General features: G+C 50.5%; 15 protein-coding genes, 2 tRNA genes and 1 CRISPR repeat array. Of the genes, 4 read left to right on the forward strand and 13 right to left on the reverse strand.

Going from position 1 to position 24,154, the window contains the following annotated elements; translation table 11 throughout:
- Positions 1-55: 55 nt before the first annotated feature.
- A CRISPR array of direct repeats spans positions 56-746; the repeat unit is 30 nt; unit sequence GTCTTAATCGTACCTAGTTGGAATTGAAAT.
- 79 nt (positions 747-825) lie between these two features.
- The 5 genes from BWI97_RS17370 to BWI97_RS17390 all read right to left on the reverse strand — a co-directional run bounded on the left by BWI97_RS17370 (position 826) and on the right by BWI97_RS17390 (position 9,225).
- The gene (locus tag BWI97_RS17370; protein ID WP_102202124.1) at positions 826-3,102 is read right to left on the reverse strand and encodes a hypothetical protein; all 2,277 of its coding nucleotides are present in this window, start codon (positions 3,100-3,102) and stop codon (positions 826-828) included.
- A gap of 5 nt (positions 3,103-3,107) precedes the next feature.
- Positions 3,108-4,229 (reverse strand): DUF4249 domain-containing protein, encoded by a 1,122-nt coding sequence (locus BWI97_RS17375; RefSeq protein WP_102202126.1) that lies wholly within the window; start codon positions 4,227-4,229, stop codon positions 3,108-3,110.
- Positions 4,229-6,994, reverse strand: a complete 2,766-nt coding sequence (locus tag BWI97_RS17380) for a TonB-dependent receptor (protein ID WP_102202127.1) — start codon at positions 6,992-6,994, stop codon at positions 4,229-4,231. Before BWI97_RS17380 ends, BWI97_RS17375 begins: the two co-directional genes overlap by 1 nt.
- On the reverse strand, positions 6,991-7,683 hold the full coding sequence (locus tag BWI97_RS17385; RefSeq protein WP_102202129.1) for a hypothetical protein: 693 nt from the start codon (positions 7,681-7,683) through the stop codon (positions 6,991-6,993). Before BWI97_RS17385 ends, BWI97_RS17380 begins: the two co-directional genes overlap by 4 nt.
- Before the next feature lie 687 nt (positions 7,684-8,370).
- Positions 8,371-9,225, reverse strand: coding sequence for a sugar phosphate isomerase/epimerase (locus BWI97_RS17390; protein ID WP_094815539.1), 855 nt, complete (start codon positions 9,223-9,225; stop codon positions 8,371-8,373).
- A gap of 216 nt (positions 9,226-9,441) precedes the next feature.
- On the opposite strand from BWI97_RS17390, the gene BWI97_RS17395 reads away from it, so the two are divergent.
- Both BWI97_RS17395 and BWI97_RS17400 read left to right on the forward strand, forming a co-directional pair.
- A complete protein-coding gene (locus BWI97_RS17395) occupies positions 9,442-12,858 on the forward strand; it encodes a ThuA domain-containing protein (protein WP_102202131.1) in 3,417 nt (1,138 codons plus the stop codon).
- A 206-nt stretch (positions 12,859-13,064) separates the two neighbouring features.
- A complete protein-coding gene (locus tag BWI97_RS17400; protein ID WP_146010965.1) occupies positions 13,065-13,877 on the forward strand; it encodes an outer membrane beta-barrel protein in 813 nt (270 codons plus the stop codon).
- 63 nt (positions 13,878-13,940) lie between these two features.
- On the opposite strand, the gene BWI97_RS17405 is transcribed toward BWI97_RS17400, so the two are convergent.
- From BWI97_RS17405 to BWI97_RS17435, 7 genes are all read right to left on the reverse strand, one after another.
- Positions 13,941-15,110, reverse strand: coding sequence for a DUF6563 family protein (locus tag BWI97_RS17405; RefSeq protein ID WP_102202134.1), 1,170 nt, complete (start codon positions 15,108-15,110; stop codon positions 13,941-13,943).
- Between the two features lie 194 nt (positions 15,111-15,304).
- Positions 15,305-15,378 (reverse strand) — tRNA-Asp (locus BWI97_RS17410).
- 43 nt (positions 15,379-15,421) lie between these two features.
- A tRNA-Asp gene (locus BWI97_RS17415) sits at positions 15,422-15,495 on the reverse strand.
- A 159-nt stretch (positions 15,496-15,654) separates the two neighbouring features.
- Positions 15,655-16,632: a Gfo/Idh/MocA family protein gene (locus tag BWI97_RS17420; RefSeq protein ID WP_102202135.1), complete on the reverse strand. Its 978-nt coding sequence runs from the start codon at positions 16,630-16,632 to the stop codon at positions 15,655-15,657.
- 95 nt (positions 16,633-16,727) lie between these two features.
- On the reverse strand, positions 16,728-17,858 hold the full coding sequence (locus tag BWI97_RS17425; RefSeq protein ID WP_102202137.1) for an aminotransferase class V-fold PLP-dependent enzyme: 1,131 nt from the start codon (positions 17,856-17,858) through the stop codon (positions 16,728-16,730).
- A gap of 95 nt (positions 17,859-17,953) precedes the next feature.
- Positions 17,954-19,858 (reverse strand): phosphoglycerate dehydrogenase, encoded by a 1,905-nt coding sequence (gene serA, locus BWI97_RS17430; RefSeq protein ID WP_102202139.1) that lies wholly within the window; start codon positions 19,856-19,858, stop codon positions 17,954-17,956.
- 90 nt (positions 19,859-19,948) lie between these two features.
- Positions 19,949-20,929, reverse strand: a complete 981-nt coding sequence (locus BWI97_RS17435) for a YheT family hydrolase (RefSeq protein WP_102202140.1) — start codon at positions 20,927-20,929, stop codon at positions 19,949-19,951.
- A gap of 116 nt (positions 20,930-21,045) precedes the next feature.
- On the opposite strand from BWI97_RS17435, the gene BWI97_RS17440 reads away from it, so the two are divergent.
- Both BWI97_RS17440 and BWI97_RS17445 read left to right on the forward strand, forming a co-directional pair.
- Positions 21,046-21,630, forward strand: a complete 585-nt coding sequence (locus BWI97_RS17440; protein WP_102202141.1) for a hypothetical protein — start codon at positions 21,046-21,048, stop codon at positions 21,628-21,630.
- 347 nt (positions 21,631-21,977) lie between these two features.
- On the forward strand, positions 21,978-22,586 hold the full coding sequence (locus BWI97_RS17445) for a trimeric intracellular cation channel family protein (protein ID WP_102202142.1): 609 nt from the start codon (positions 21,978-21,980) through the stop codon (positions 22,584-22,586).
- A 224-nt stretch (positions 22,587-22,810) separates the two neighbouring features.
- Here the strand turns inward: BWI97_RS17445 and BWI97_RS17450 are convergent, their stop codons facing one another.
- Positions 22,811-24,148: a PAS domain-containing sensor histidine kinase gene (locus tag BWI97_RS17450; protein WP_102202143.1), complete on the reverse strand. Its 1,338-nt coding sequence runs from the start codon at positions 24,146-24,148 to the stop codon at positions 22,811-22,813.
- Between the last annotated feature and the right edge of the window lie 6 nt (positions 24,149-24,154).

The raw sequence follows: 24,154 nt of genomic DNA on the forward strand, positions 1-24,154 counted from the left end.
ACCTAGTTGGAATTGAAATCGGTGTCAATTCGGTTAAAAACTCAGTTTGAAAATTGTCTTAATCGTACCTAGTTGGAATTGAAATCGAAGAAAGATCAGGCTAAAATTATTTTCGATGAGGGTCTTAATCGTACCTAGTTGGAATTGAAATTTCAATACTCGCTGCCAATTAGAACCGGTTTCGGTAAGTCTTAATCGTACCTAGTTGGAATTGAAATTCCGGAAACTTTTCGGTACAGTTGATTCGGAGCAGAGTCTTAATCTTACCTAGTTGGAATTGAAATTTGATAAAGTATGGAACCCGCTAAAACCCCAGAAAAGAGTCTTAATCGTACCTAGTTGGAATTGAAATCTCCGTTCGGTCGCGGCTCTACGTTCCTTGCGGCTTGTCTTAATCGTACCTAGTTGGAATTGAAATGTTCACGACCGGCATGGATCAGGCTACTCGGCAACGTCTTAATCGTACCTAGTTGGAATTGAAATGCAGGAGTCACATGCTTCCATGTCGATCTTTTGATAGTCTTAATCGTACCTAGTTGGAATTGAAATGGCACCAGCTGCGATGTCAGCCACCGCCTGATAGCGTCTTAATCGTACCTAGTTTGAATTGAAATATGTCCTGGCCTCTGGGAAGGTTTACATACTGCGGAGTCTTAATCGTACCTAATTGGAATTGAAATCCAATATCCCGGCCACGCGGGAGGTTGATGTATTGCGTTTTAATCGCACCTTTTTGGAATTGAAATGTCCACCTTCTGACTCGCTGCTGAATCATGCAGGCATCCTAATCGTACCTCATCGGAATACACCAGACTCAACCGAACCCTACTTCCCCACCTCAAACGTCATCCGCTGACTTCCGGCGTCGCCTTGGGCAGAGAGTCCCTGAATGACTACCTGATACGTACCGGACAGATCGGACGTGTAAAAATCGAGGGCCTGGGTTGCTTTTACCTGCGGAGCCCAGTACAGAAGCGTTCGAAAATCGGCCGTACGGCTCTGGCGTTGCTGAGGCGTGTCGTAACGGGGTGAATAAAACGTTCGCTGGGCCTGTACCCCCTCATAGGAAGTAATCAGTCCCTCGGGCTGAAAGCCGGCCAGGTCACCCTTATAACTCCGGAAACTGACAATTCCCTCAAACAGTAAAGGGCCCAGAAAATACCGCCGGTTCACGACATCGAGCCGTTTGATTTTCAGCGGATCAAGGGCCAGCACTTTGTTTACATCAAAGACCGGCACGCCATCCACCAGTACCAGCGGGGGTTGGGTAAAGCTGTACTCCGCCCGACCCAGCATCAGAAAGGAAAATTGTCCCTGATGCCGCCGCACGTCTACTTCGGGTACGTATTCCCGCATCACTTCCTCCAGTACCGGAAAACGCGTATAGTCATCCAGCTTGTAACTTTTTTCGGGAATTCCGTAAAAAGCCATCGTATCGCTTACGGGCACGGACTGGTACAGGGGCTGATAGGCGTTGCGTACCTGCATCTGAATACTCCGATCCAGCAGGGCATTTTTCAGCGTTCGGTCAAACGAGAAAACGGGTAACGTCCGCGAAGAAAACTGATCCGAAAACGGACTCTCCAATTCCACCCGTTTCAGCGTATCTTCCGTTTGCACCACGACTTCATTCATTGCCTCAAAGTGCTTCATCTGGAAAAAGACTCGCCCGTCCCGATCGCTCAGAGCTGGGTACAGCCAGACGTCCTTGCCCGGAGCCGCCAGATATACCGGCACGTTTGCCACGGGCTGCTGATGGGCCATAACTTTTCCGTAAAGCAAATGAGCTTCGTACTCGGGAATGTAGCGAAAGGGAACGGGATGCATTACCTGCTCCCAGGGAAAGCGACTCCAGCCGTGCGTCAGCATGACCAAGTCAACGTTGGCCGTGGAATCAGTCAGGTAAGTAGCGGGAGCTTCGACCGTACCCTTCAAATCGGAGTTCAGCCAGAGATAACTGTAAATATCTTCACTCGCTTCGTTTTGCAGGGAATCGAGTCGGTACACGGTCACCGAAACGTCCGCCGAGTCGGGCAGTTGCAGAGCCAGGGATATCTTCTCGCGTCGTGCATAAGCCGCCTTATCACTTTTAACGCCAATTTTCATAGCCGGTCGCTCCGGGCGTTTAAAGTACAACCGTTCGCAGAGGGGCTGCTGTTCGGCATTGAATAAGGTCAGGTGCGTAATGCCTTCCAGCAAATCACTTTTTTTAACCCAAAACTGGGTTTTGCCCTGACGAATCACATTGCTTTCACTCTGCTGTACCGACTGCCGGGTGTGTACCAGTAACGACACGCGGGCATCGGGTCCGGCCACGCGTACTTCCAGTTCATCTTTACCCGTATCCTGCAGGGTCAGTACGTAACCCGACTTCTGTACGTCCGGCAGTGTATAGGTTCGCTGGGTTCCGGCGGCATCTTTCACCACTGCCCGGTACGTTTCGCCGGCTTTGGGCGTCAGTACAAAAGACCCCATGCCCAGGTGTTCGGACTGGAAGGTCGCTACCGTTTCATCCGCCGCGTTGCGAATGGTTCCGCTGAAGGTACTTCCGAATCCATTTTCATTGATGCCGCGAAAAGCAACCCGGCCTGGCAGGGATTCGACCAGATGGCCCCCTTCCGGGAAAAACTGAAGATCCAGCTGAGCCTCTTTTTCCTGCGTCGGTACTTTCGTAAAGCTGTTGACAATCGTCAGGGTTTTTTCGTAGTACAAATCCGCACTGAAGTTTTTCATCCAGTTGGTATACGCCCGCACGTGATACCGCCCCGAATTCAGCGTAGCTGGTAAAATGAGCATCCCGTGCCCCTTGCCTTTTTCGAGCGAAACCTTGCTTTGCAAAACCGGCGTGTGACTCGCATCCAGCAATTCGAGATACGCAACCTTACTCAGATCGGCGGGCTGATGCGTCGTGCCATCGACCACGTAGAGTTTAAACCAGAGCGTTTCGCCCACTACGTAAAACGAACGGTCACTGTGCAGATATACTTTTTCCTGAAACGCTTTCTGACTGTATTGTTCAAAGGCCTGCCGAACGGCATCCTGAGCGACTACCGGCCCGGCCCATAACAGCAGACAAAGGCTTATTAACTTTCGTGCAATCATACCATTTAAAACCAGCTAGGTTTATTGAGACTTCCTCCCAGCGAACGGCAATCGGCACAATTACTGGGAACAAACAGGTACCGGGTAGGCATGTCGAGCATACCGATGATTTTTCTACCGTTGTCGGAGGTTAATACCGACTCTTCGAGCGACAAGGTGTCGGGTTCGACACTACAGCGAGGATAGGTGCCGGGGAACCATCCATTGAAATCGATCGGCCTTACCGTCAGGCGGAAGCTTCGTTCGGTACCCGCTGAAAAGAAGCCAAACGCCAGCTCTTCGGGATGACTTTCACAACGGATATTGCCCGTTATCAAGGAAGGCTGCGGATCGAACAGACCGCCCGTTGTTTCGGAAGTTCTGGCCAGCATGTCCCAGTATTCGTAGGCGGCCTGCGTCAGGGTGTACTGTTTCACCAGCAGACTGTATTTGACCAGCAGTTTATTGCTGGAATTATGAATCGCCACCAGCGGAAAACTCTGAATTCGATCCTCGCTAAGTTTGGCCGAAGTCCCGATCAGGATGTTTGTAGGACGGTCCGTTCGCCAGCAGGAGTATACGTCCACAACTCGCGGAACAATCTCCTGCTTCACCACCTCCAGACCCGAATAATAGGCACTCTGGTACTGGTAGGTTTCCTCAATTTTCCAGCGATAAAAACGGCTGTTGTTACTCGGATCGTGGGTATGCACCAGAAAACGCATGAGGTTGTTGGGCCGATCGGGCTGCCAGGTTACGCTGTCGATGGCCGGGCTCTGCCGGGCCGGTACGTAATCGGAGACGTAGGTTTTACCATCCCGCGTTCGAATCTGAATTCGCAGGTTTTCTTCCCCGACGAACCTCCGTGGGGTCAGTATGTAGGTTCCGGGTCTGATTTCCTGGAATACGTGTACCGTGCCCCGGTCTCCTCCCACCTGTATACTCGCTCCCGACTCCACCAGGGATGGCGTATTGTCGTTCACGGGCTGCGTTCGTGACAGCGTAATAACCGTGGTGTCCCCGCCGGTATTCAGAAATCCGCTCACCACCAGATACCGGTTGCTCAGGGAGGTATCGGCAGGTTTGAAGGGATCAATACAGCCACTGACCACCAGCAGGATTCCGAAAAAAAGTCCCCAGTATTTCATCAGAATTTAAAATTATACGTAATACTTGGAATGGGCTGACCGAAGATGGACAGTTGATACCCATTGATTTTCCCGTTTTCGGTAACGAAATAAACCGAATACGGATTTTTACGCCCGAGCAGGTTGTACACCGATAGCGTCCAGGAGCTGTGAGCCAGCTTACGTACCCGGTGATTCCCCTCGATATTGATGCCCACATCGGCCCGGATGTAATCGGGAATGCGATTCTGGTTACGGTCGGCGTAGTACGGTCGCACTACCCCATCCATGACGTACTTGCCCACGGGAGGCGTGTAGGGCCGGCCCGTACTATAGGTAAAGTTGAGCGAAAAGCTCAAACGGCGATTCACTTTATAGTTACTGATCAGGGTGAAATCGTGCGGTTTGTCGTAGTTGGCCGGATAGAATTTACCCCGGTTTGGTGCGTCGGGCGAAGTAGGATCGCTGGCCCGTAACAAGGTCCGCGAGTAGGTATAGCTGGCCCAGCCGTTGAGTTTCCCGCGTAGTTTTTTCAACAGTACCTCCACGCCGTACGCCTGTCCGATGGTTGAAATCACCGCCGTTTCGATCTGCTTATTCAGTATCAGGGAATCGCCACTTTTGTAATCCAGCACGTTTTTGAGGTCTTTGTAATAGCCCTCTACCGACAGTTCAATCACGCCCGCCCGCAGGTTTTTGTAGACGCCCAGCGAATATTGCGTACCCTGCTGCGGCTTGAGGTACGGATCACTCAGTTTCCAGACATCCGTCGGTGAAATGGCCGCCGTATTCGACAGCATCTGAATGTATTGCCGGGTGGTATTAAAACCTGCTTTGACCGATAACGTGGGCGTCGGCATGTACCGCAGGGAAAACCGGTACTCGGGCCCCATGTAATGCTGAATCACCGCTCCCGAGCCGTAAGACCGAAAGCCCGTGATGTACTGCTTGTCGAAGGGCAGGTTTTCGGCGTACTGGGCTACCTGTTTCGGACCGAGGTACTGAAACATGGATACCCGCAGGCCTCCCGTAATGGCCAGTTTCGGAGTTATGTCATACCGCTCGGAGAAATACACCGCTGTTTCCAGTCCCCGTTCAGGCTGAACTTCCTCGGGCATTACCAGCGAAGTTTCTCCTTTCGGGAAAAACGATCCCGGATGTACTTGGTACAAAATGCTGCTGATCCCCATATCCATGGTATGCCGAATGTTGGGAAGGTAGCTCAGATCAGCCTTGACGTTGTACTGACGAATGCCGAATTTGAGCTGGTAGGCGTTTTCGGGGAATTGATCCCCCTGAATATCATAGCGGTAGCGACTGTACGAAGCCGTGAACGTGCCAAACAGCTTGGGATGGAAAATCCGTTTCCACTTCAGAGCAGCCAGCTGACTCTCGTACCGATACACGGTGTCGCTGTTGAATTTAAACTGATCGTTACTGAGATAGCCCGTCAGGGTGAGGCTATTCCGTTGATTGATTTCGTGATTGACCTGTACGTTGACGTCGTAAAAGGAAGCCCGGCTCCGATTGTATCGCACGTCAGAGACCTGCTTGAGCAACCAGTTGGAATACGACGAACGACCGCTCACCATAAGCGAAGTCCGTTCCTTGATCAGGGGGCCTTCGAGCGTCAAGCGACCCGTCAGCAACCCAATGCCTCCGGAACCAGCGAATTTCTTTTTATTGCCTTCTCGCGTCGTAATGTCCAGTACTGACGACAGACGACCTCCCAGGCGGGCGGGCATATCGCTTTTGTAGAGTTCAATTTCCTTGAGAATATCGGGGTTGAAGGCCGAGAAAAAGCCGAACAGGTGCGAAGGATTGTACACCGTAGCATCGTTAAAGAGAATCAGGTTCTGGTCCGTGGACCCGCCGCGTACGTTCAGACCCGTACTACTTTCGCCCACTGATTTCACCCCCGGCAGCGTCAGTACTACCCGCAGGGCATCGGTTTCGCCAAAGGCCGTCGGTACCTGCTTCATGGTCGTAATCGTGAGCTTGGATACGCCCATCTGATTGCTGGCTACGGTAGCATCCAGATCCGATTTTACCTGAATTTCCTTCAGGGCCACGACGTTCTCAATGAGTTCGATGTTCAGCTTTCCGTTTGAATACAGGACAATCTGCCGATGCCCTTCCCGCATGCCTACACTTCGAACGTTCAGGGTATGCCGCCCGCGGGGTAAGGTCAATGTATAGTAACCCAACGCATCGGTTGCAACGCCAATGGACGGCTTTTCGATGAATACGGCCGCTCCGACCACGGGTTCGCCCGTTACGATGTTTCGAACGTAACCGCTCACAGTCGCGACACCTTCCCGAATGCGGTAGGTTTTCACGCCAATATCGTAGACTTTATTTTCGGCCGTCGAGAGCAGACGAGCGGTGATTTCGCGGTCGTGAAAGCTGTACGAAATGCTGGTGTCCACGTCCTGATCTACCTCAAATACACCGATGGGCAGGGACGTGATAATGGGTCGCTCTTTGGTAATGAAAACGTGATGCCGGGCGTCGATGGCGAATTTCAGATCGGTTTCCCGTAGTACTTCCGTCAGAAAGTTCGTCAGGGGCTGGTTCCGTACCTGAGCCGTAATCCGCACACTATCCGTATCGGCTTTGTTGTAATAGAAGTAATAGTCCGAAGAAGCTTCCAGCGTGCGTACCAGTTCGTCGAATTTCAGATCGGTACAACTGCCGTTTACCACCCGTCCATCAAACGTTAATTGTCCGAATGAACGCGATTGAAACACCAGTAAAAGAAAGATGCAGAATAAAAGTGCTCTCATTTGATCTGATCGTAATAAGCGACTACGTTGCGGATAGCGTTTTCGCGGTCCTCTCTAAAATTCAGGGTACGGGCGTATTTTCGAAGCTCTTTTTTACGATCACTCAAGGCCGTTAAAATTGATTTTTTGCTATTTACCGAAATGTATTGATCGCCTTTTAGAAGGTAATAATAATCGTGAGGGGTGTAAATAATCAGAACGCGTTGCTGCGACAAATCTTCCGTTCGATCTTTGGTTCGTTTACAAAAAATTTTCGTTTTTCCGTCGTAAACCAGTTCATAAAAGCCCGGTTTTAATCCCTGTTTTATACGTATAAAGGTATGCGTTCCGATCTTAACGTCTTCAATTAAGCTCTGATCGGGAATAAGGCGATGCAGACCGTCGTGATTTCGCAGGATAAAGAGTTCCCGGTGAATGTCATACAGCAGAGGCAGGTTGTTGTAACGATTTCCGGCATACGTCAGAGAAGCTGACAACCAATCCATTGACTCAAAAAACTGATGACCCTGCGGGCGAAATTCCTGGATGGTGTATTCTTTGCCGTTGTAATAGCTTGCCGTAGGATGGGTAGCTTTTTCGTAAAGTTGCCGGGCGTAGGCCGAAGCTGGAAGTGGGCTACCCTGACTGAATCCATCGGTAAAATGGCCCGTCAAAACGCATACAAAAATCATCCAGTAGATACGGGCCATATCCGTTTTAACGAAGGTTTAGAAGTTCCTTTTTACCAGATACCTGGTTTTCGAATGCTCGAATGTAAGTATTTTCAGGGGAAGCCGTAGGGTTTCTTTTTTGAATAGCGATGCAAAAGCTCTTTTCTGCGACGCTTTATTACACGTTAGGTACGCGACTTACTATTCGTTAAAACCGCGTGTTCAAACCCTTACTATCCGCTAAAAATCTCTTCATACATGGCCCATTCGGTTGGTAATTTCTGCTTCTTTTAAATCAACTCAGGTCTGTTATTACCGGAAATACCCACGGCCCGGCATTACCCATTTCCTGACAGCTTCCCGTTTCTTTGCCTAATTCGCCAGCGTAAGTATCCAATTGATAACATGTGAACGAATATCCGACTAGTGGAGGGCTGTCGTACGAACAAATAGCAGGCCTGCTTATGAGCGTATAGTCTAATCCGTGAAATTACGTTAGCGACGCTGGCTGCTCTTTAAAAGGCAGGAAAAGATTTCCGTCGATTTGTGGTGAATGAAGATTTCCAGAGCTAGTCTGCCCCAGCCCGATCAATGTCCGGTACCAAACGGGAAGTGCCTGCAGGAATGAGTCCTTCCCGCAAGCACTTCTTCAGGTTATGTCCACTAGCATCGGTGTAAACGCCAGCCAGGCTTTGACTACCCAGGAAAAAGCCCCCGGCGTAGCCTCTACTTGTTATACTTCTCCACCATTTTCCGCATAAACTCCAGACTGCCCTTCGCCAGTTCTTCCGCTCCGTACCGCGACGGCCGCCAGAGCGACGTAGCCGAAGCCATGCCTTCGACCTGGGAGGAAAAGTTTTCCAGCACCAGCGGGCCGCTGTAGTTGATTTCCGATAAAGCCCGGAACAGATCGTCCCAGTGTACATTGCCTTCCCCTAGCATCCCCCGGTCACTTTCCGTCATGTGTACGTGCCGTAAGTGGTTACCCGCCTGAACTACAGGTTCGTAGAAATTACGCTCTTCAATATTCATGTGAAAGGTGTCCAGGTGCAGGGCCAGATTGGGATGGTTTACTTTCGCAAGCATCGTTAACACTTCCTCAGCAGACGTGCAGACGTAGCTTTCGTACCGATTGATGGGTTCAATGGCTACGGTTATCCCTAATTGAGCGGCGTAATCGGCTACGTCGGCCCATACTTCGCATACGGTTTGTTCCTCGGCTTCGGTACGGGGCTGTCCGGTAAATACGCCGATGGCCGCGTGCAAAACGCCCACCAGTTGGGTCGCTCCTAGCCCGGCTGTTTTCTCAAGAGCCGTTTTGATTAGTTGTGTCGCTTCTTTGGGGTGAAAGGGAATGTGGTACGGTTTTGACAAATTCAGGCCGCATACGACTCCGATACCTGCCTCACGAAGCTGGGACTTCACCACCGGGGCATCAAACTCCATGCTGGTTGGCAAGAGGATTTCCAGCAGATCAAAACCAGCTTTGGCCGTTTGGGCAATGGCGTATTTTCCGGATTCAGCCGTCCAGACGGGATGAACCCAGGACAGCAGCGAAGCTCCCAATTGAGATTGTATCATGTCGCGATTGATTCGTAAATAGGCGGCAAGATACAGGAAGTCGTCCACAGATATACTCCTGCCAAAACTCCAATCCTTATTTTCACGTTTTCGTTATGATAGTATTATTTAGATTAAAAGTTTAACATTACTCACGTTAAAAGCTTGAAATCAACACCATCTTCCCGAATTTGCACGCTTATTCGATTTCTCCATCTTTCAAATCTATTTTATTCCATGAGCGTATCTACTTGGCGACGCCTGCTAGTGCTGGGGTTGTTGTGGTTGCCTACCCTAGTTTGGGCTCAGAATCTCGACAATCCGCTGAAGGGTCAGCGGGTACTGGTTTTTTCTAAAACGGTGAAGTTTCGGCATAGCTCCATTCCTCAGGGCATTCGTTGCGTAGAGGCTTTAGGTCGTAAGCACGGCTTCACGGTGGATGCTACCGAAAACTCCACCGCTTTCACCGAAGACAATCTGAAGAAATATAAAGTCGTCGTCTTTCTGAGTACGACGGGCGATGTGCTCAACGACAGCCAGCAGGCGGCTTTCGAGCGGTACATTCAGGCGGGTGGTGGCTACGTGGGTATCCACGCGGCGGCCGATACGGAATACGACTGGCCCTGGTACGGGAAAATGGTCGGTGGCTGGTTTCTCTCCCACCCCGGCAATCCGAACGTGCGGACGGGCGACATGACCGTACGTGATAAAAACCACCCGGCTACGGCGGAATTACCAACGACGTTTAAACGGACGGATGAATTCTACGATTACAAAAACGTGAATCCCGACATCAAGGTGCTGATTACAGTAGACGAAAAATCGTACGGAGATGCGAAGATGAACGCCGGCGAGAATCACCCCATGGCCTGGTACCACGAATACGACGGCGGCCGGATTTTCTACACGGCTTACGGCCACACGGACGAAACATTCATGGAGCCGCTGTTCCTGCAACACCTCTGGGGCGGCTTACGCTGGGCCGGAGCTGGGATGCCCGTCGATTATAAAAAAGCGAAGACGCAGCGGGCTCCCGAGGAAAACCGCTTCTCCCGCGAGGTACTCGATGAAAAGCTGTACGAACCCACCGAGCTGGCGGTACGCGATGGCAAGGTATTCTTCACGCACCGTCGGGGCGAGATTCGTTACTACAACCCAAAGAATTCACCCAAGGTGAAAACGCTCGATACGGTTAGCGTTTTCTCGACTTTTGAGTATGGGTTGATGGGCCTGAATCTGGACCCGAAGTTCGAAGAAAATCACTGGATGTATATGTATTATTCGCCCTCGGCCAGCCATTACGGAGCCGATACGGCGAACCGACTGGTACGGGTGAAATTCAACCCCACGCAGGAAACGATTGACTGGAAAACCGAACAGGTGCTGCTTCGCGTGCCCGTGAAACGTTCGGGCTGCTGCCACACGGGTGGTTCAATTGAGTTTGATAAAGTGGGTAACCTCTATCTTTCGACGGGTGATGATACCAACCCTTTCGATTCCGATGGATTTAGTCCCAGTGACGAACGCCCCGACCGCCGGGGCTGGGATGCCCGGGCGACCTCTTCCAACACGAATGACTACCGCGGAAAAATTCTGCGTATCAAGCCGAATGACGACGGAACTGCGGGGTACAGCATTCCCGCCGGTAACCTGTTCAAGCCCGGCACCGACAAAGCCTTACCCGAAATTTACGTCATGGGTAACCGGAACCCGTACCGGATTTCAGTAGACAAACACACGGGTTATCTGTACTGGGGTGAAGTAGGTCCCGATGCGGCGAATAATATTGAAGGTCGCGGTCCACGGGGGCACGATGAGGTAAACCAGGCTCGCCAAGCCGGGTACTTTGGCTGGCCGCTGTTTGTGGCGGACAACCGGGCGTACAACCGCTATAATTTCGAAAAGAAGCAATCCGGAGAAAAGTACGATCCGGCCAAGCCGATTAACGATTCGCCGCACAACACGGGCCTGAAGGAATTACCGCCCGCTCAGAAACCCATTATCTATTATCCGTACGCCGATTCACCGGAGTTTGGGGAAATCGTAGGTAAAGGCGGTCGTAACGCGATGGCCGGACCAGTCTTCTACGCGGAAGATTACGACGCGAATTCCAAGGTACGCTTCCCAGACTTTTATCAGGGAAAATTCTTTGCCTACGACTGGGTTCGGGATTACATCAACGTCGTAACCCTGAAGCCCAACGGTGACCTCCAGAGCATGGAACGTTTCCTGCCCGACTGGAAATTCTCCCACCCGATTGACATGCAATTCGACCGGGATGGTTCCCTGTACATGCTGGAATACGGCCCGAACTGGTTTGCCCAAAACGATGATGCCCGCCTGACGCGGATTACGTACAACGCGGGTAATCGTCCGCCCGTAGCCGTGGCCAGTGCCAGCAAAACGGCCGGAGCCGCTCCGCTACAGGTAACCCTCTCCAGCAAAGGTTCCATGGATTACGATGGCGATGCCTTGCGGTACGAGTGGACTGTAAACGGTAAAAAATTCACTACGCCAACCGCCTCGTATACATTCGCGAAGCCGGGCATCTACAAACCCGTTTTGAAAGTAACGGACGCGGCCGGAAAGGTCAGCCAGAAAACGCTGGAAATTCAGGTTGGTAATGAATTGCCGAAAGTAGAAGTAGCCGTAAAAGGCAACCAGACGTTCTACTTCGACCAGCAGCCCGTAGTTTACGAAGTAAAAGTATCCGACAAGGAAGATGGCTCGCTGGCCAACAAAAAAATCGCGGCAGAAGACGTAAACGTAGACATCAATTTCCTGGAAGGATACGACAAAACCGTCATTGCCCAGGGTCACCAGATGAATACGAGCTTCTCGACGGGCAAACGCCTCATGGAGCTTTCGGACTGCAAAGCCTGCCACGCCATTGACAAGAAATCCATTGGTCCCGCGTACCGCGATGTAGCGAAGAAGTACAAAGGCAAAAATGCCGAAGCAAAACTGGTAGCGAAAGTCATCAACGGTGGTGCGGGCGTATGGGGCGAACAACCCATGAGTGCTCACCCCCAGCTTTCAAAAGCCGACGTTAGTGAAATGGTGAAGTATATTCTCAGTTTAACGGACGACAAAAAGAAGAGTCAGCCGCTGAAGGGCAACTACACGCCGGAGGACAATGGCAAGAATGGTACGTACATTTTTGCGGCTAGCTATACGGATAAGGGCAACGGCAGCATTGCTCCGCAAACCGCCCAACAGGCCGTAACGCTACGGAGTGCGAAAGTACCCGCTCTAAGCAATGATGTATCCAAGTACATTCAAACGTCGAAGTCCAAAGAACTGAAGAAAGATCTGGCCGTAGCGACGACGAGTGGTAGCTATCTGGGATTCAGGAAAATCGATCTGTCGGAGATTACGTCTGTCGTCTTTAACGCCTATACCGCACCCGGCAAAGCCAGCGGCGGTCAGGTCGAAATCCGCCTGGGCTCCCCCACCGGAAAACTGATTGGTCAAACCAGTATTCGGGAGACGGGCCAGATTCAGGCTCTGCTCACGGGCGTGCCCACTAGTGGGTTGACGGACGTCTACTTTGTATTCCTCAATCCCGATGCCAAAGACGATCAGGACCTGTTTGCTCTGGACACCATCGAGTTTCAGAAAAAACGAACCGAACACTCATCAATGGGTAAATAAGGTACCAATTCATTGATTTAAATCCGGGCGAAGCATTCGTCCGGATTTTTTTATTTTAAACCGTTTAGTAATAAATCAAAGCCGTGACTTCCTGATTCACAACCCATTATCTTTCACAATCTTTCTACTGCATCCATTCTGTTTCAGCAAGGGTTTCGGTTTGGAATCGTTTTTTAAGTGTTTTTCCTCATTAATCCAACTCGCTTATGAAACGTTTCTCTCTCATAGCCCTTCTTTTGTTCACGGTAGTTTCTTTCGTGGAAGCTCAATCGTATCGACGGTATTCTCCGTATGACCGAGGTTATTCCTCCTACGACCGCCGGTCTTCCGATCGTCGGTACTCGTCAGATGACCGTCGGTACTCCTCATACGACCGTCGTTATTCTTCCTATGACCGTCGTCCCCGGTATGATCGCTATTCGTACTCCCGTTCCCGGTATAAAAAAGAAGATTATCGGGGTCGCAGTTACTTGGGCGTAAAGGCCAGCGGTAATCACTCGTTACTGATCAACAAAACGCTTCCGGTGGAATTGGGGCTGGCTCCCGAATATGATGGTGGGCTGGTCTTTAATTTCTCGCTGGGGAACGTACTTTCCTTACAGCCAGAGATTCTGTACAGCCGAAACTCACTGGTTACCTACAGTCGGGGTGGGGATTTGAAAACAACTACTTCCAGTATCGATGTGCCGGTATTGTTCCGGTTCTCGTTCGGTAACAAAACGCAATTCTTCATTAATGCCGGTGCAGCAGCCCGTTACGCCTTGGAAACGAAGGAACGCTTTGCCGGAGGAATGGAACAAACCACTGATTACGAAGGTCAGGATTTTAATCAACGCACGACGTACGGAGCTGCCGGAGGCATGGGTATCGCTCTCAATAGTTACGGAGGACAGTTTTTCATCGAAGCTCGCGGCTACTATCCCATGGGTAGTTTCCGGGATGGATGGCTGGAAGGCAGCGAAAACCGTCGTCTGAACGTAGGCCTTTCGCTGGGGTATCTGGCACGGTTCGGTCGCTAATTTTTTCATACTTAGTCACAAAAATAGCCGGGCAATTGACCCGGCTATTTTTATGTTCAATGATCAATGAAATGCATTCGCCGACTTCTGATACGATAGACGATTCAGGTAAACGATACAGGAACGCCAGACGGCTATGCTTCTTCGCTTTTTTTTACCTAAATATCGTTCTTTAGCCTCGGTAAACTCTTCGAGAATTTCCAGAATTCCCTTATCGTTGCAGACGTAGGTTTTTCCCGTTTTAAAGTCAATAATAAAGCCCTCCCCTGCGTTGGCATTCATTTGTGAAGCAGCCAAACCTGCGATAGCTCCGCCAATTAAGCCCCCGCCTATTCCAACAATCATCATCCCATTCGCAGCCGGATTTTGCGTTCCCAGATAATCTTCAATCAGGAAAAAACGGCCCGTTTCACGTACGGGAGCAAAGTAATGGACCATCTGTCGGGATTGATACTGAGCGGAGGAGATGTACAATTGCTGCCCATCGGAATAGGCAAACACTCGCTTTTTTCCAACCACATCTACCAGATTTTTGATCTTGATCTTGTGATCCTGAAAATCACTTATTTTCAATCGTTCAGCCGCAATACCGGGTCTAGCCTTCAATAGTTCGCCTACATTCTGATAAAGTCCAGCCGGAAAGGTTTGCATTTCGTGCAGGGATGCTACCTCCGCGTTCAATTCGACACCGATCTCGTATAATTCTCCGGGATTTTTCTTCCAGTCCGAAGTCGTAACGTTTCCCAGAAAGAGCGTTAGCCATTGCCTGATACGGTTGGGATGTGCTGCGGTTACGTCCATTCCTCCAGACTGCACCCGATCAGACAGGGTATAGAGTGCTCGTAGCTGACCCGTCGTATCGCGTCGGCATAAAGTCATGGTTGCTTCTACAAAACCCTTTTCAGAGAGGGCTTTTGTTTCTTCGCCAACCCAGAAATCGGAGATGATCAGGATCAACGGTTCACCCGTGGACGAATAGTTTCTTTCCAGATATTGATCAACATAGGACGCAAGTCCATCCGGAAAGTTGATTTCTACTTTTTTGTTCCCCAGACCTTTCTGAATTACTCCGATATGATCCCTAAAATGCCGGAGATCAATCACCGTTTCAATTTTAAAACTGTCCTGGCGAACGGGCAGAGGTTCCTCCGGTAAAGTGATGAGTTGCTGGGCATGGGCATGACAAACGGCCCAAAGAATGGCCAAAACCAGGAAAAGGTTTTTGCGTAACATGGATTAAGAAGGGGACAGTATAGGTTAGGAATGCAAAGGGTATATTGAAAGGCAAGTATAAGCAGTAACTAAAGATTATTTCTTCGGAAATGGAGGAATGGCTACGAGAAAGCTTTACCATCAATAACCTTGAGCCGGGCGACCAAAAGGCCTAACAAGCAAAAAGCCTGAGAATATACATTCTCAGGCTTTTGCGGTCCGGACGGGGCTCGAACCCGCGACCCCCTGCGTGACAGGCAGGTATTCTAACCAACTGAACTACCGGACCCTTTGGGTACTCGTACTTTACTCGTTACATGCGTCAGCTGTTGCGGTCCGGACGGGGCTCGAACCCGCGACCCCCTGCGTGACAGGCAGGTATTCTAACCAACTGAACTACCGGACCATTCTCTTTGTTCTGACGACTTATCCGTCGAACTGGGTTGCAAATATAAGGGCCTAAAAAGGCGTTTGGCAAGTCCCAGAGCAAAGAAAATTCATTTTTGACTTTATTTTCTTTCGGCCAGATTGATTACCAACCATTTACCGACGAAAAATTTTTTAACTATTTTTCGTCACCCGGATAAACCACTCCAATCTGACGGCGAATTTCTACCAGACTCTCCATTAATTCGATACTGAAGGCGTGCGGCAATAACGGACTTTCGGTCAACCCCTGACGAATGCAATCCTGCACGTGTTCGGCTTCGTAGGCATAGCCCCAGCCCTTCCGCTCCGTTGAAATGCTCTGGGGCATCGCCTCTTCCGGATAAAACGTCAGGCCCGTGGTTTCGTGAAAACGGCTTTGAATAAACAATTGCCCCTTGCTACCGTAAATCGTGCAGGTCGTATCGGTTTTCGCCGCAAAGGTGGAAAACAGACTGGCCGTTGCTCCGCTGGCATACCGCAGGGCCATGGAACAGTTCATGTCCACCCCCGTTTCGGTCAGCGTACCGACGGCTTTGATTTCGTCGGGAACGCCCAGCAGGAGCTTGCTGATGAAGAGTGGGTAGAGTCCGATGTCGTACAAGGAACCACCGGCCAGATCTCGATTAAACAATCGTTTGGTAACGTCGTATTCGGCTTTAAAGCCAAAATCAGCCTGTACGTGGACAACCTCTCCAATCTGACCCGACTGAACGATTTCCAGCGTTTGCAGGATAGCCGGATGGAAACGTGACCAGATGGCTTCCATCAGAAACAATCCTTTTTCCTTCGCCAGAGCGGTCATTTCCCGTACCTGTTGCGTATTAAAAGCAAAAGCTTTCTCGCATAGCACAGGCTTACCAGCGTTCAGACACAATAGCGTATGCTCGTAGTGTTCGGAGTGCGGCGAAGCGACGTAAATGACGTCTACCTTTGGATCAGCCACCAATTCCTCATAGGATCCGTAGGCTTTTTCCACGCCAAATTCTTCCGCGAAAGCCAGGGCCCGATCCAGGCTGCGGGAACCAACCGCCGCGATTCTAGCCCCCGGAACGTACTGTAAATCTTCCGCAAATTTGCGGGCAATGTGCCCCGGTGCAAGTATTCCCCAATTCATAGTGTTTGTTGATAGTTACTGGTTGTTTGTTGCTGGTTTGGTCAGGTACTTCGAAATCGTTCAAACATTCTCAAACGCAATCAAACCTTCGAGTGCTAAACCGGCTTCATCGCCTGTAAAAGCGTTTCTACTTGTTCCATTGATACCGCAGGGAAGTTGGCGATCCGCACCTGCGTTTCCTTCGCTTTACCGTAGCCGCTGCCCAGGATCATACCCTGCGTTTTCAGTCGTTCGATGAGTTGTTTCGAAGGTTCGGTGGTATTGGCAACGGCAACCGTAGGACTGCGGTGTTCCGGATTTTTCACGTAAGGTTCGTAGCCTTCCGTTTTTTCCAGGAAATCGTAAATCTTCTTCGCTTTGGCATCCGTCTCCTTCCGAATCGCTTCTACGCCGATGCGGTTCATGTCTTCGGCGACTTTACCCAACAAATAAATATTCCAGACGTTAGGCGTCTCGGGCGTTTCGAAGTTTTTGTAATTTTTCCAGAGACTCGGCAGGCTATGGTATGAGCCAATGCTGAGGTCTTTCTCGCGTAACTGCTCGGCTTTAGCAAGGCATTTTTCACTGGCGATCCAGACGCCCAGTCCGGCTGGCAGACCAAAGGATTTCTGAACGGAGAAAAAGGCCGAATCCACTTCTTCAAAATCCAGGGAATGATACGGAGCCGAGGAAACCATATCCACGCAGAAAAGCTTCGAACGGTAACTACGCTTGAGTTTGTTAATATCTACGCCCCGCATCTGTACGCCCGTCGAGGTTTCGTTGGCCGTCAGACATACCAGTTCCACGTAATCCGGAATTTTCACTTTTCCGTTATTCTCCTCGCCTTTCGCTGCGGTACCGTCGGTTACTTTCACGAAATCTTCGTAATCGAAGCCATGCCCCAGCGGCTTTTCGAAACGGTGCGTAAACTTTTTCAGATCATTGGCCGTATCGTAAAATTTCTGCGAAAATGAGCCATTGATGCAGTGAAAGCTTTCGAACTCTACGCAGTTCTGAATCATCCGTTCCCAGATTTCTGTGGCCGAGCCTGTAAACAGGATGGCGTGCGTCGCGGGAATATTCAGTAAGGTCCGGAGTTGCTCGTCGGTATGCTGGTAGATTTTCCGGAAAGCGGCTGAACGGTGGGAAATAGACCCAATGTGTTCGTCCAGAGCCGTTTTGATGTGCTGACTGACGGTCGGATACAATTCCGCCGGACCGGGGGTAAAATAGACTTGAGCCATGAATAATGGAAATAAAAACCGTACTGATGAAAGACCAACGTTCGCTTCTCACCTTGGAAAAGCGAACGTTGACCCGTACTCCACACTGGTACGTTTTAGTATAACATCCGAAACTTGATCGTCTCTTCGATTTCTTTCAATTCCTGTACGATTTCCTTCGAGTAATTTTTCGCTACGTCGGTAATTACGTAACCAATTTTCTCGGACGTTTTCAGGTACTGACCCACAATGTTGACGCCGTACTTGGCAAAGATGCCGTTCACTTTCGACAGTACGCCGGGTACGTTTTGGTGAATGTGCAGGAGTCGGTGAGCATCGTGCAGCGGCGGCAGGGTTACTTCGGGGAAGTTCACCACCCCGTAGGTACTACCGGTGTTGACGTAGCTGAGCAGTTTGTTCGGCACGAACTCGCCGATGCTGGCCTGAGCCTCTTCCGTGCTACCGCCGATATGTGGCGTCAGGATGACGTTGGGGAGGCCGCGTAATTCGCTTTCAAAAACCTCATCGTTGGTTTTGGGCTCCTGCGGGAATACGTCCACGGCCGCTCCGCGAATCTTTCCTGACTTGATGGCGTTGGCCAGTGCTTTCACGTCCACGACGTGCCCGCGGGAAAGGTTCAGGAATACGACGCCGTCTTTCATCTGGCTGAATTCCCTCTCACCGATGAGCATGGCGTTCGTTTTGCGACCATCCACGTGCAGGGTTACGACGTCCGACTGGCTCAGCAGTTCTTCCAGCGTATGGCACTGACGGGCGTTGGAAAGCGGAAGTTTTTCCACGAGATCGAAGAACAGTACTTCCATACCCAAAGCCTCGGCTACCACAGACAACTGGATACCGATGTTTCCGTAGCCAATCATACCAATTTTCTTGCCGCGAACTTCGTTGGAATTGTTGGCCGACTTGTCCCAGACGCCGTTGTGCAGTTTGACGGATTTCTCGTAAATGCCCCGCATCAGCAGGATCATTTCGCCGACTGCCATTTCTACTACTGACCGCGTATTGGAATACGGAGCGTTGAATACGGCCACGCCGCGTTCTTCCGCCGTGGCCAGATCAATCTGGTTGGTACCGATGCAAAATGCCCCAATGACCATCAAACGCGGAGCATTTTCCAGTACGCGTTTCGTGACCATGGTTTTGGAACGAATCCCGAGGATACTAACGTCCTTGATTTTTTCGATCAGTTCGTCTTCATCCAGTGCCCCTTTCAGGAGTTCTACCTGGAATCCTTCGCGACTGAACATCTCCACCGCCCGGGCGTGTACGTTTTCAAGCAGCAATACTTTCAGCTTGCTTTTGGGGTACGACTGACTGCGGCTTAAGTTATTGAGATACAGAAATTCATCGAGGGACGTCACGATGTGATCGGCCTTTTCGATGACTTTCTGACGTTCGATGTTTTCGGTAAAGGCAAAGAACTTATTGGCCAGTCCCGATTCGCGTAATTCGTAATCGGTATAGCCGTCGCCGATGACGTATACGTCGCCGGGCAGACTCAGTTGTTGCAACAGCCGTACTTTACCTCCGTTTTTGGAAAGAACGTTGGTATCGTCATAACCGATGATGGTGCCAGCCTCGTCGAAGCGGAAGGTATTGGCAAAGACGTGATCTTCGCGAACGCCCATTTCCGTAACGATGGGTTCGATAAATTCCCGGAAACCACTCGATACGATGTAGATCTGGTCGCGGTATTCACTGATAAAATCCTTGTTTCGGGTAAACGAATCCGAGACCTTTCCCCGCAGAAAATCCACGAGTAGCTCGACGTGTTCGCGGCTGGCACTCAGCAGTTCGATCCGCATCTGCAGAGCCTGTTCGAACGAAAGCTCGCCCGCCATACCCCGATCGGTAAGTTCTTTAATTTTTCCCACGACCTCGTCGCGGTTCTTCTGCCCGGCCAGGCTAATGGCCGCCAGCTCATCGAGTCCTTCAACTTTCGTGAACGTTGAATCGAAATCAATCACGAAGTAGGTTTGTTCCAGGGTTTTTGTCAACATAATCAAATGGACCGCTGCTTACACGGATGATTAATCAATTTTGCAGTCCCTACCTAAGGGTGTTGCATCCTGCAATAACTCTGTATTAGATTAGTACGCTTTTAATAAATACCTTAAGGCCAAGTCCTCCGACCACAGAATACCTTGATACCCGGCCTGATAAAATCCACAATGCCCCCCCTGCGGTGGAGCCTGAAACCAGACCTGTTTTAACGTTTTTATGCGTGCATACGGGTAGCAATCTCTGGAGAGAAAGGGATCGTTCTGGGCGTTAACGATCCGGGTAGGCAGCCGGATTTGATCCAGGAAGTATAACGAAGAATTGGCTTCGTAGTACTCTTCTGCGTCTTTGTACCCGTGTAGTTGTGAAGTGTAAAAATTATCGAAATCGCGAATGGTACGTACTTTATCCACGTGACTGGCATCGACCAGTTCGGGAAGCAGGGCGGCTTTCTGCCGGATTTTATCCTTCAGCGACCGATTGAAACGGTCCGTATACACCCAGGCCTGCCAGCGTTCGAGGTACGCACTTCCGCTCGACAAATGCAAAGGTACGGAGAAGACTAGTGCTTTGCGGAGTTCGGGGTACGCATTTTGTCCCAATTCACCCAAATATTTAAGCGTCAGGTTGCCTCCCAGGCTAAAACCCATCAAATACACGTCCGGATAGCCTTTGGTTAATGCGTAGCGAACAACGGTGTCCAAATCATCCGTGGCTCCGCTGTGGTAAAAACGTGGCAGGCGGTTCATTTCGCCCGAGCAACCCCGGAAATTCCAGGCCAGGCAGTCGAAGCCATTCGCGTTGAGGTGCTTGACCATACCAAGGATGTACTGGCTGGACGAATTACCTTCCAGTCCGTGACTGAGAATGACCAGCGGTGTCTGATTGAAAACGGGTTGCTGCGTGAATCGCCAGTCTAAATCCAGGAAGTCGTCGTCGGGAGTAGTGATGCGTTCGCGTTCGTACACGACCCCGGTCACTTTGCGGAATAAAGCGGGGAAAATGCTTTGGGCATGTCCATCAGGCAGCCAAAACGGGGGACGGTAATCGGATTGTTCAAGTAATGGCATGGGGAACGCCGACCAATGTACCCCACAAAGGTAGCAGCTTATTCGGTTTCCGCGGTACGTAACCATCCTGGTACATCCTTTTCCTACTGAATTTATATACTACAAGCCCTTTTGCCTTGAAAAAACTCCTCTCCTTACTGGCCTTGTGCGTAGGTACGCAACGGCCATCGAAAGCTCAAACCGAAACCCTTCGCTCCTTTGATCAGCAGCGGGTCGATCTCACCCAACGGGGTATGTACGTGCTAGGGGGCTGGGCTGTGGGAAACCTGGTCTATAGTGCTACCCAGCTCGGCAAAAGCAGCGGCGAAGCCAAAGCCTTTCACCAGATGAATATCGGCTGGGCAGCCATTGATCTGGTCCTGGCGGGGGCCAGTCTGCTCAGTAATCGCAAGCCCCTCCCCGACCGCTCCGCAGATGAAGTATTGAAGCAGCAACGGAAATTCGAGAAAATCTTTCTGATCAATACGGCTCTGGACGTGGTGTACGTGGGTGGTGGCGTGCATCTGAACCAACGCGGAGAACGTCAGGATAAAGCTCAGCTTCGCGGGTTCGGGAAGGCGGTGATCCTTCAGGGAGCTTTTCTGTTTTTGTTCGACGGCGTAATGTACGCTGCTCACCGAACGCATTACCGGAAGAACGATTCGCTCTGGAAAAACCTGGAACCGGCGGATGAAGGTGTGGGAGTAAAGGTGAAGTTTTAACCGGGGGTTAGTTTGGTTGAAAAGTTTCGCAACCCGACCCCCTGGGGTTGCACCCCAGGCTACTGATGGTTGAACCCCGCTGGGGTTCCTGGGTGTTCGGATGTGAGGTTGACTTGAAAACGTTGGTATAAACTAGCGTTTGAAGCTTATACTAGCCTGTATTCCATCATCCAATTGAACGGGTTCACACCTCTCCAACCATTCAACCCTTACACGATTCAAACTTCACCTCACATTAAACCTTACACTATCTCGAACCTCAAACTTCACACTACCCCAACCACTCCTTCCAACACGAACAGAAATACCTATTTTTGCCAAAATCCGGTCAAATCCGGTACGGGTGTATGCTGGAATATAGCTGGTTTATTGACTACGCGGGAACGGTTTCGTTTGCGGTTTCGGGTTCTTTTGCGGCGATGCAGCGTCGGCTGGACCCGTTTGGCGTGTTGATTATTGCGTTCGTAACGGCCGTCGGTGGGGGTACTATTCGTGATATACTGCTGGGCAATACGCCCGTTACCTGGATGCGAACCACAACTACGCCCCTGGTCATTCTGATGGCCGCTCTGGTTTCGATGTTTCTGCGGCGGGGTACGGAACGGCTTCAGAAACCGTTGTTACTCTTCGATTCCCTGGGACTCGGCTTTTTTACGCTGGTGGGCATCGAGCAGGCCAGTCGCTACGGCCTGCATCCGGGCATTTGCGTTGCTCTGGGAACGATTACGGGGTGCTTCGGCGGTGTGATCCGGGATATTTTATTGAATGACATTCCCATCGTATTTCGGCAGGAGATCTACGCTACCGCCAGCATTCTGGGCGGCATCTTGTACTACTTACTCCTGGAATTTTCGCTCACTATACCGCTGGCTAAACTCCTGACCATCGGATTCATTTTTGTCTTTCGACTACTGGTCGTCAGGTACCGCTGGGCGTTGCCGCGGTTTTATGAGTAAGTGTTGATTATGAGTTGTTGGTTGATGGTTATTAGTTGTTGGTAGGGAGATACTTGAATTTAGCGTGAGTGTTGAGGCCTGGAATGGATTTTAAAAGCCTGGCTTTTATTCATTCCCTGATAAATAATCAATTGATCTATCTTTCACCTCCCCTACCCCTCTCCTCGATTAATAAACAACGATCAACCATCCACTGAAAACAGAAAATTAAAAACTGAAAACTGTTAGAACCGCAACGTAAACACCGTCCGTACCCCTGGCTCGGATTCTACCCGTAGCGTTCCCCGATGTTGTAACATGATTTGTCGGGACAGGCTCAGCCCAATTCCCGAACCGCCCTGCTTGGTCGAAAAGAAAGGAACAAAGATCTTGTCCATTGCTTCAGGAATGATGCCTTTGCCCGTATCCGCTATCTGAATGGTTACCCGCTGCGTTTTGTCGTTTTCGCCAATCAGTTCCAGACGAGCGTTGGGCACTCCATCCATCGCCTGAATACCATTTTTAACGAGATTGATCAACACAAATTCCACCAGTTGCGGATCGGCCGTTACTTCCAGGGTCTCAGGTTCAACGCGTAGCACCAGTTCAACGTTTTTATCGGCTAGTTCGCTTTTGTACAAGCTTGCCACGTTCTGCAAAATCGTACCGACCGATACCACTTTGAAGTCGGGCTTGGGCAAGCGGGAAAAGCGGCGGTACGCATCAATCAACTGCATGAGGCTTTCGCTGCGTCGTTCCATCACCGCCAGCGAGTCCATTAAATCATCGTACGTTTCCTCGGTCAGTCGCTGATCGTTCTCCCACTCCGATTGCAACAACCCTTTCAGCGAGCCCGACAGCGAGTGAATGGGCGTGATGGAGTTGACAATCTCGTGCGTTAACACCCGCGTCAGGTTTCGCCAGGCGTCGAATTCCTGATTCTGAAGTTCCGATTGAATGTCTTTCAGCGATACCAGCTTGAGTTTCTGATCTTTCCGTATGAACTCCGTTACGGCGTAGGCCAGCGTTCGTTCTTCGCCCGTCAGCGTCAGTCGTAACAGACCCGTGTCGCCCGAAGAAGAGGTTTCGAGGGCTTCCACCAGAGCCGGTGAAGTACTGTTCAGGTCCTTCAAATTCCGAATTACAACCAGGTTCAGCAGCCGCTTGGCCGCCGTATTGACCGTTTCGATGTGCCCGTCTTTTCCAAACACCAGCAAACCGACGCTCAGGTGCTGAACAATCGTTTCCAGGTAACGTACCAGTTCTTCTTTTTCTGATCGGTTTTTACGGTAGGAATCGATCACTTCCTGTACCAGAAAGTCATATTCGGGCGAGCCGCCCAGATACCGCGTCGTATAATTTCGGGTAAAATCGGCGTAGCGGATGGCTTCGAACAGATCCATCACCCGCCGATTGGCCTTTTTCAGATACGAAACCAGATCAAAACTCAAATACACCAGCAGCAGTACCAGCACGCCCTTGGTCACAATCAAACGGGTATTGAACCAGAGGTACGCCAGCAGCATACTTACCAGTACAATAATGACTACCCGGAAATAAATCTGAAACGTAAAATTCCTCATGGGGTG

It is taken from the genome of Siphonobacter sp. BAB-5405 (assembly GCF_002872335.1).
Lineage (GTDB): Bacteria > Bacteroidota > Bacteroidia > Cytophagales > Spirosomataceae > Siphonobacter.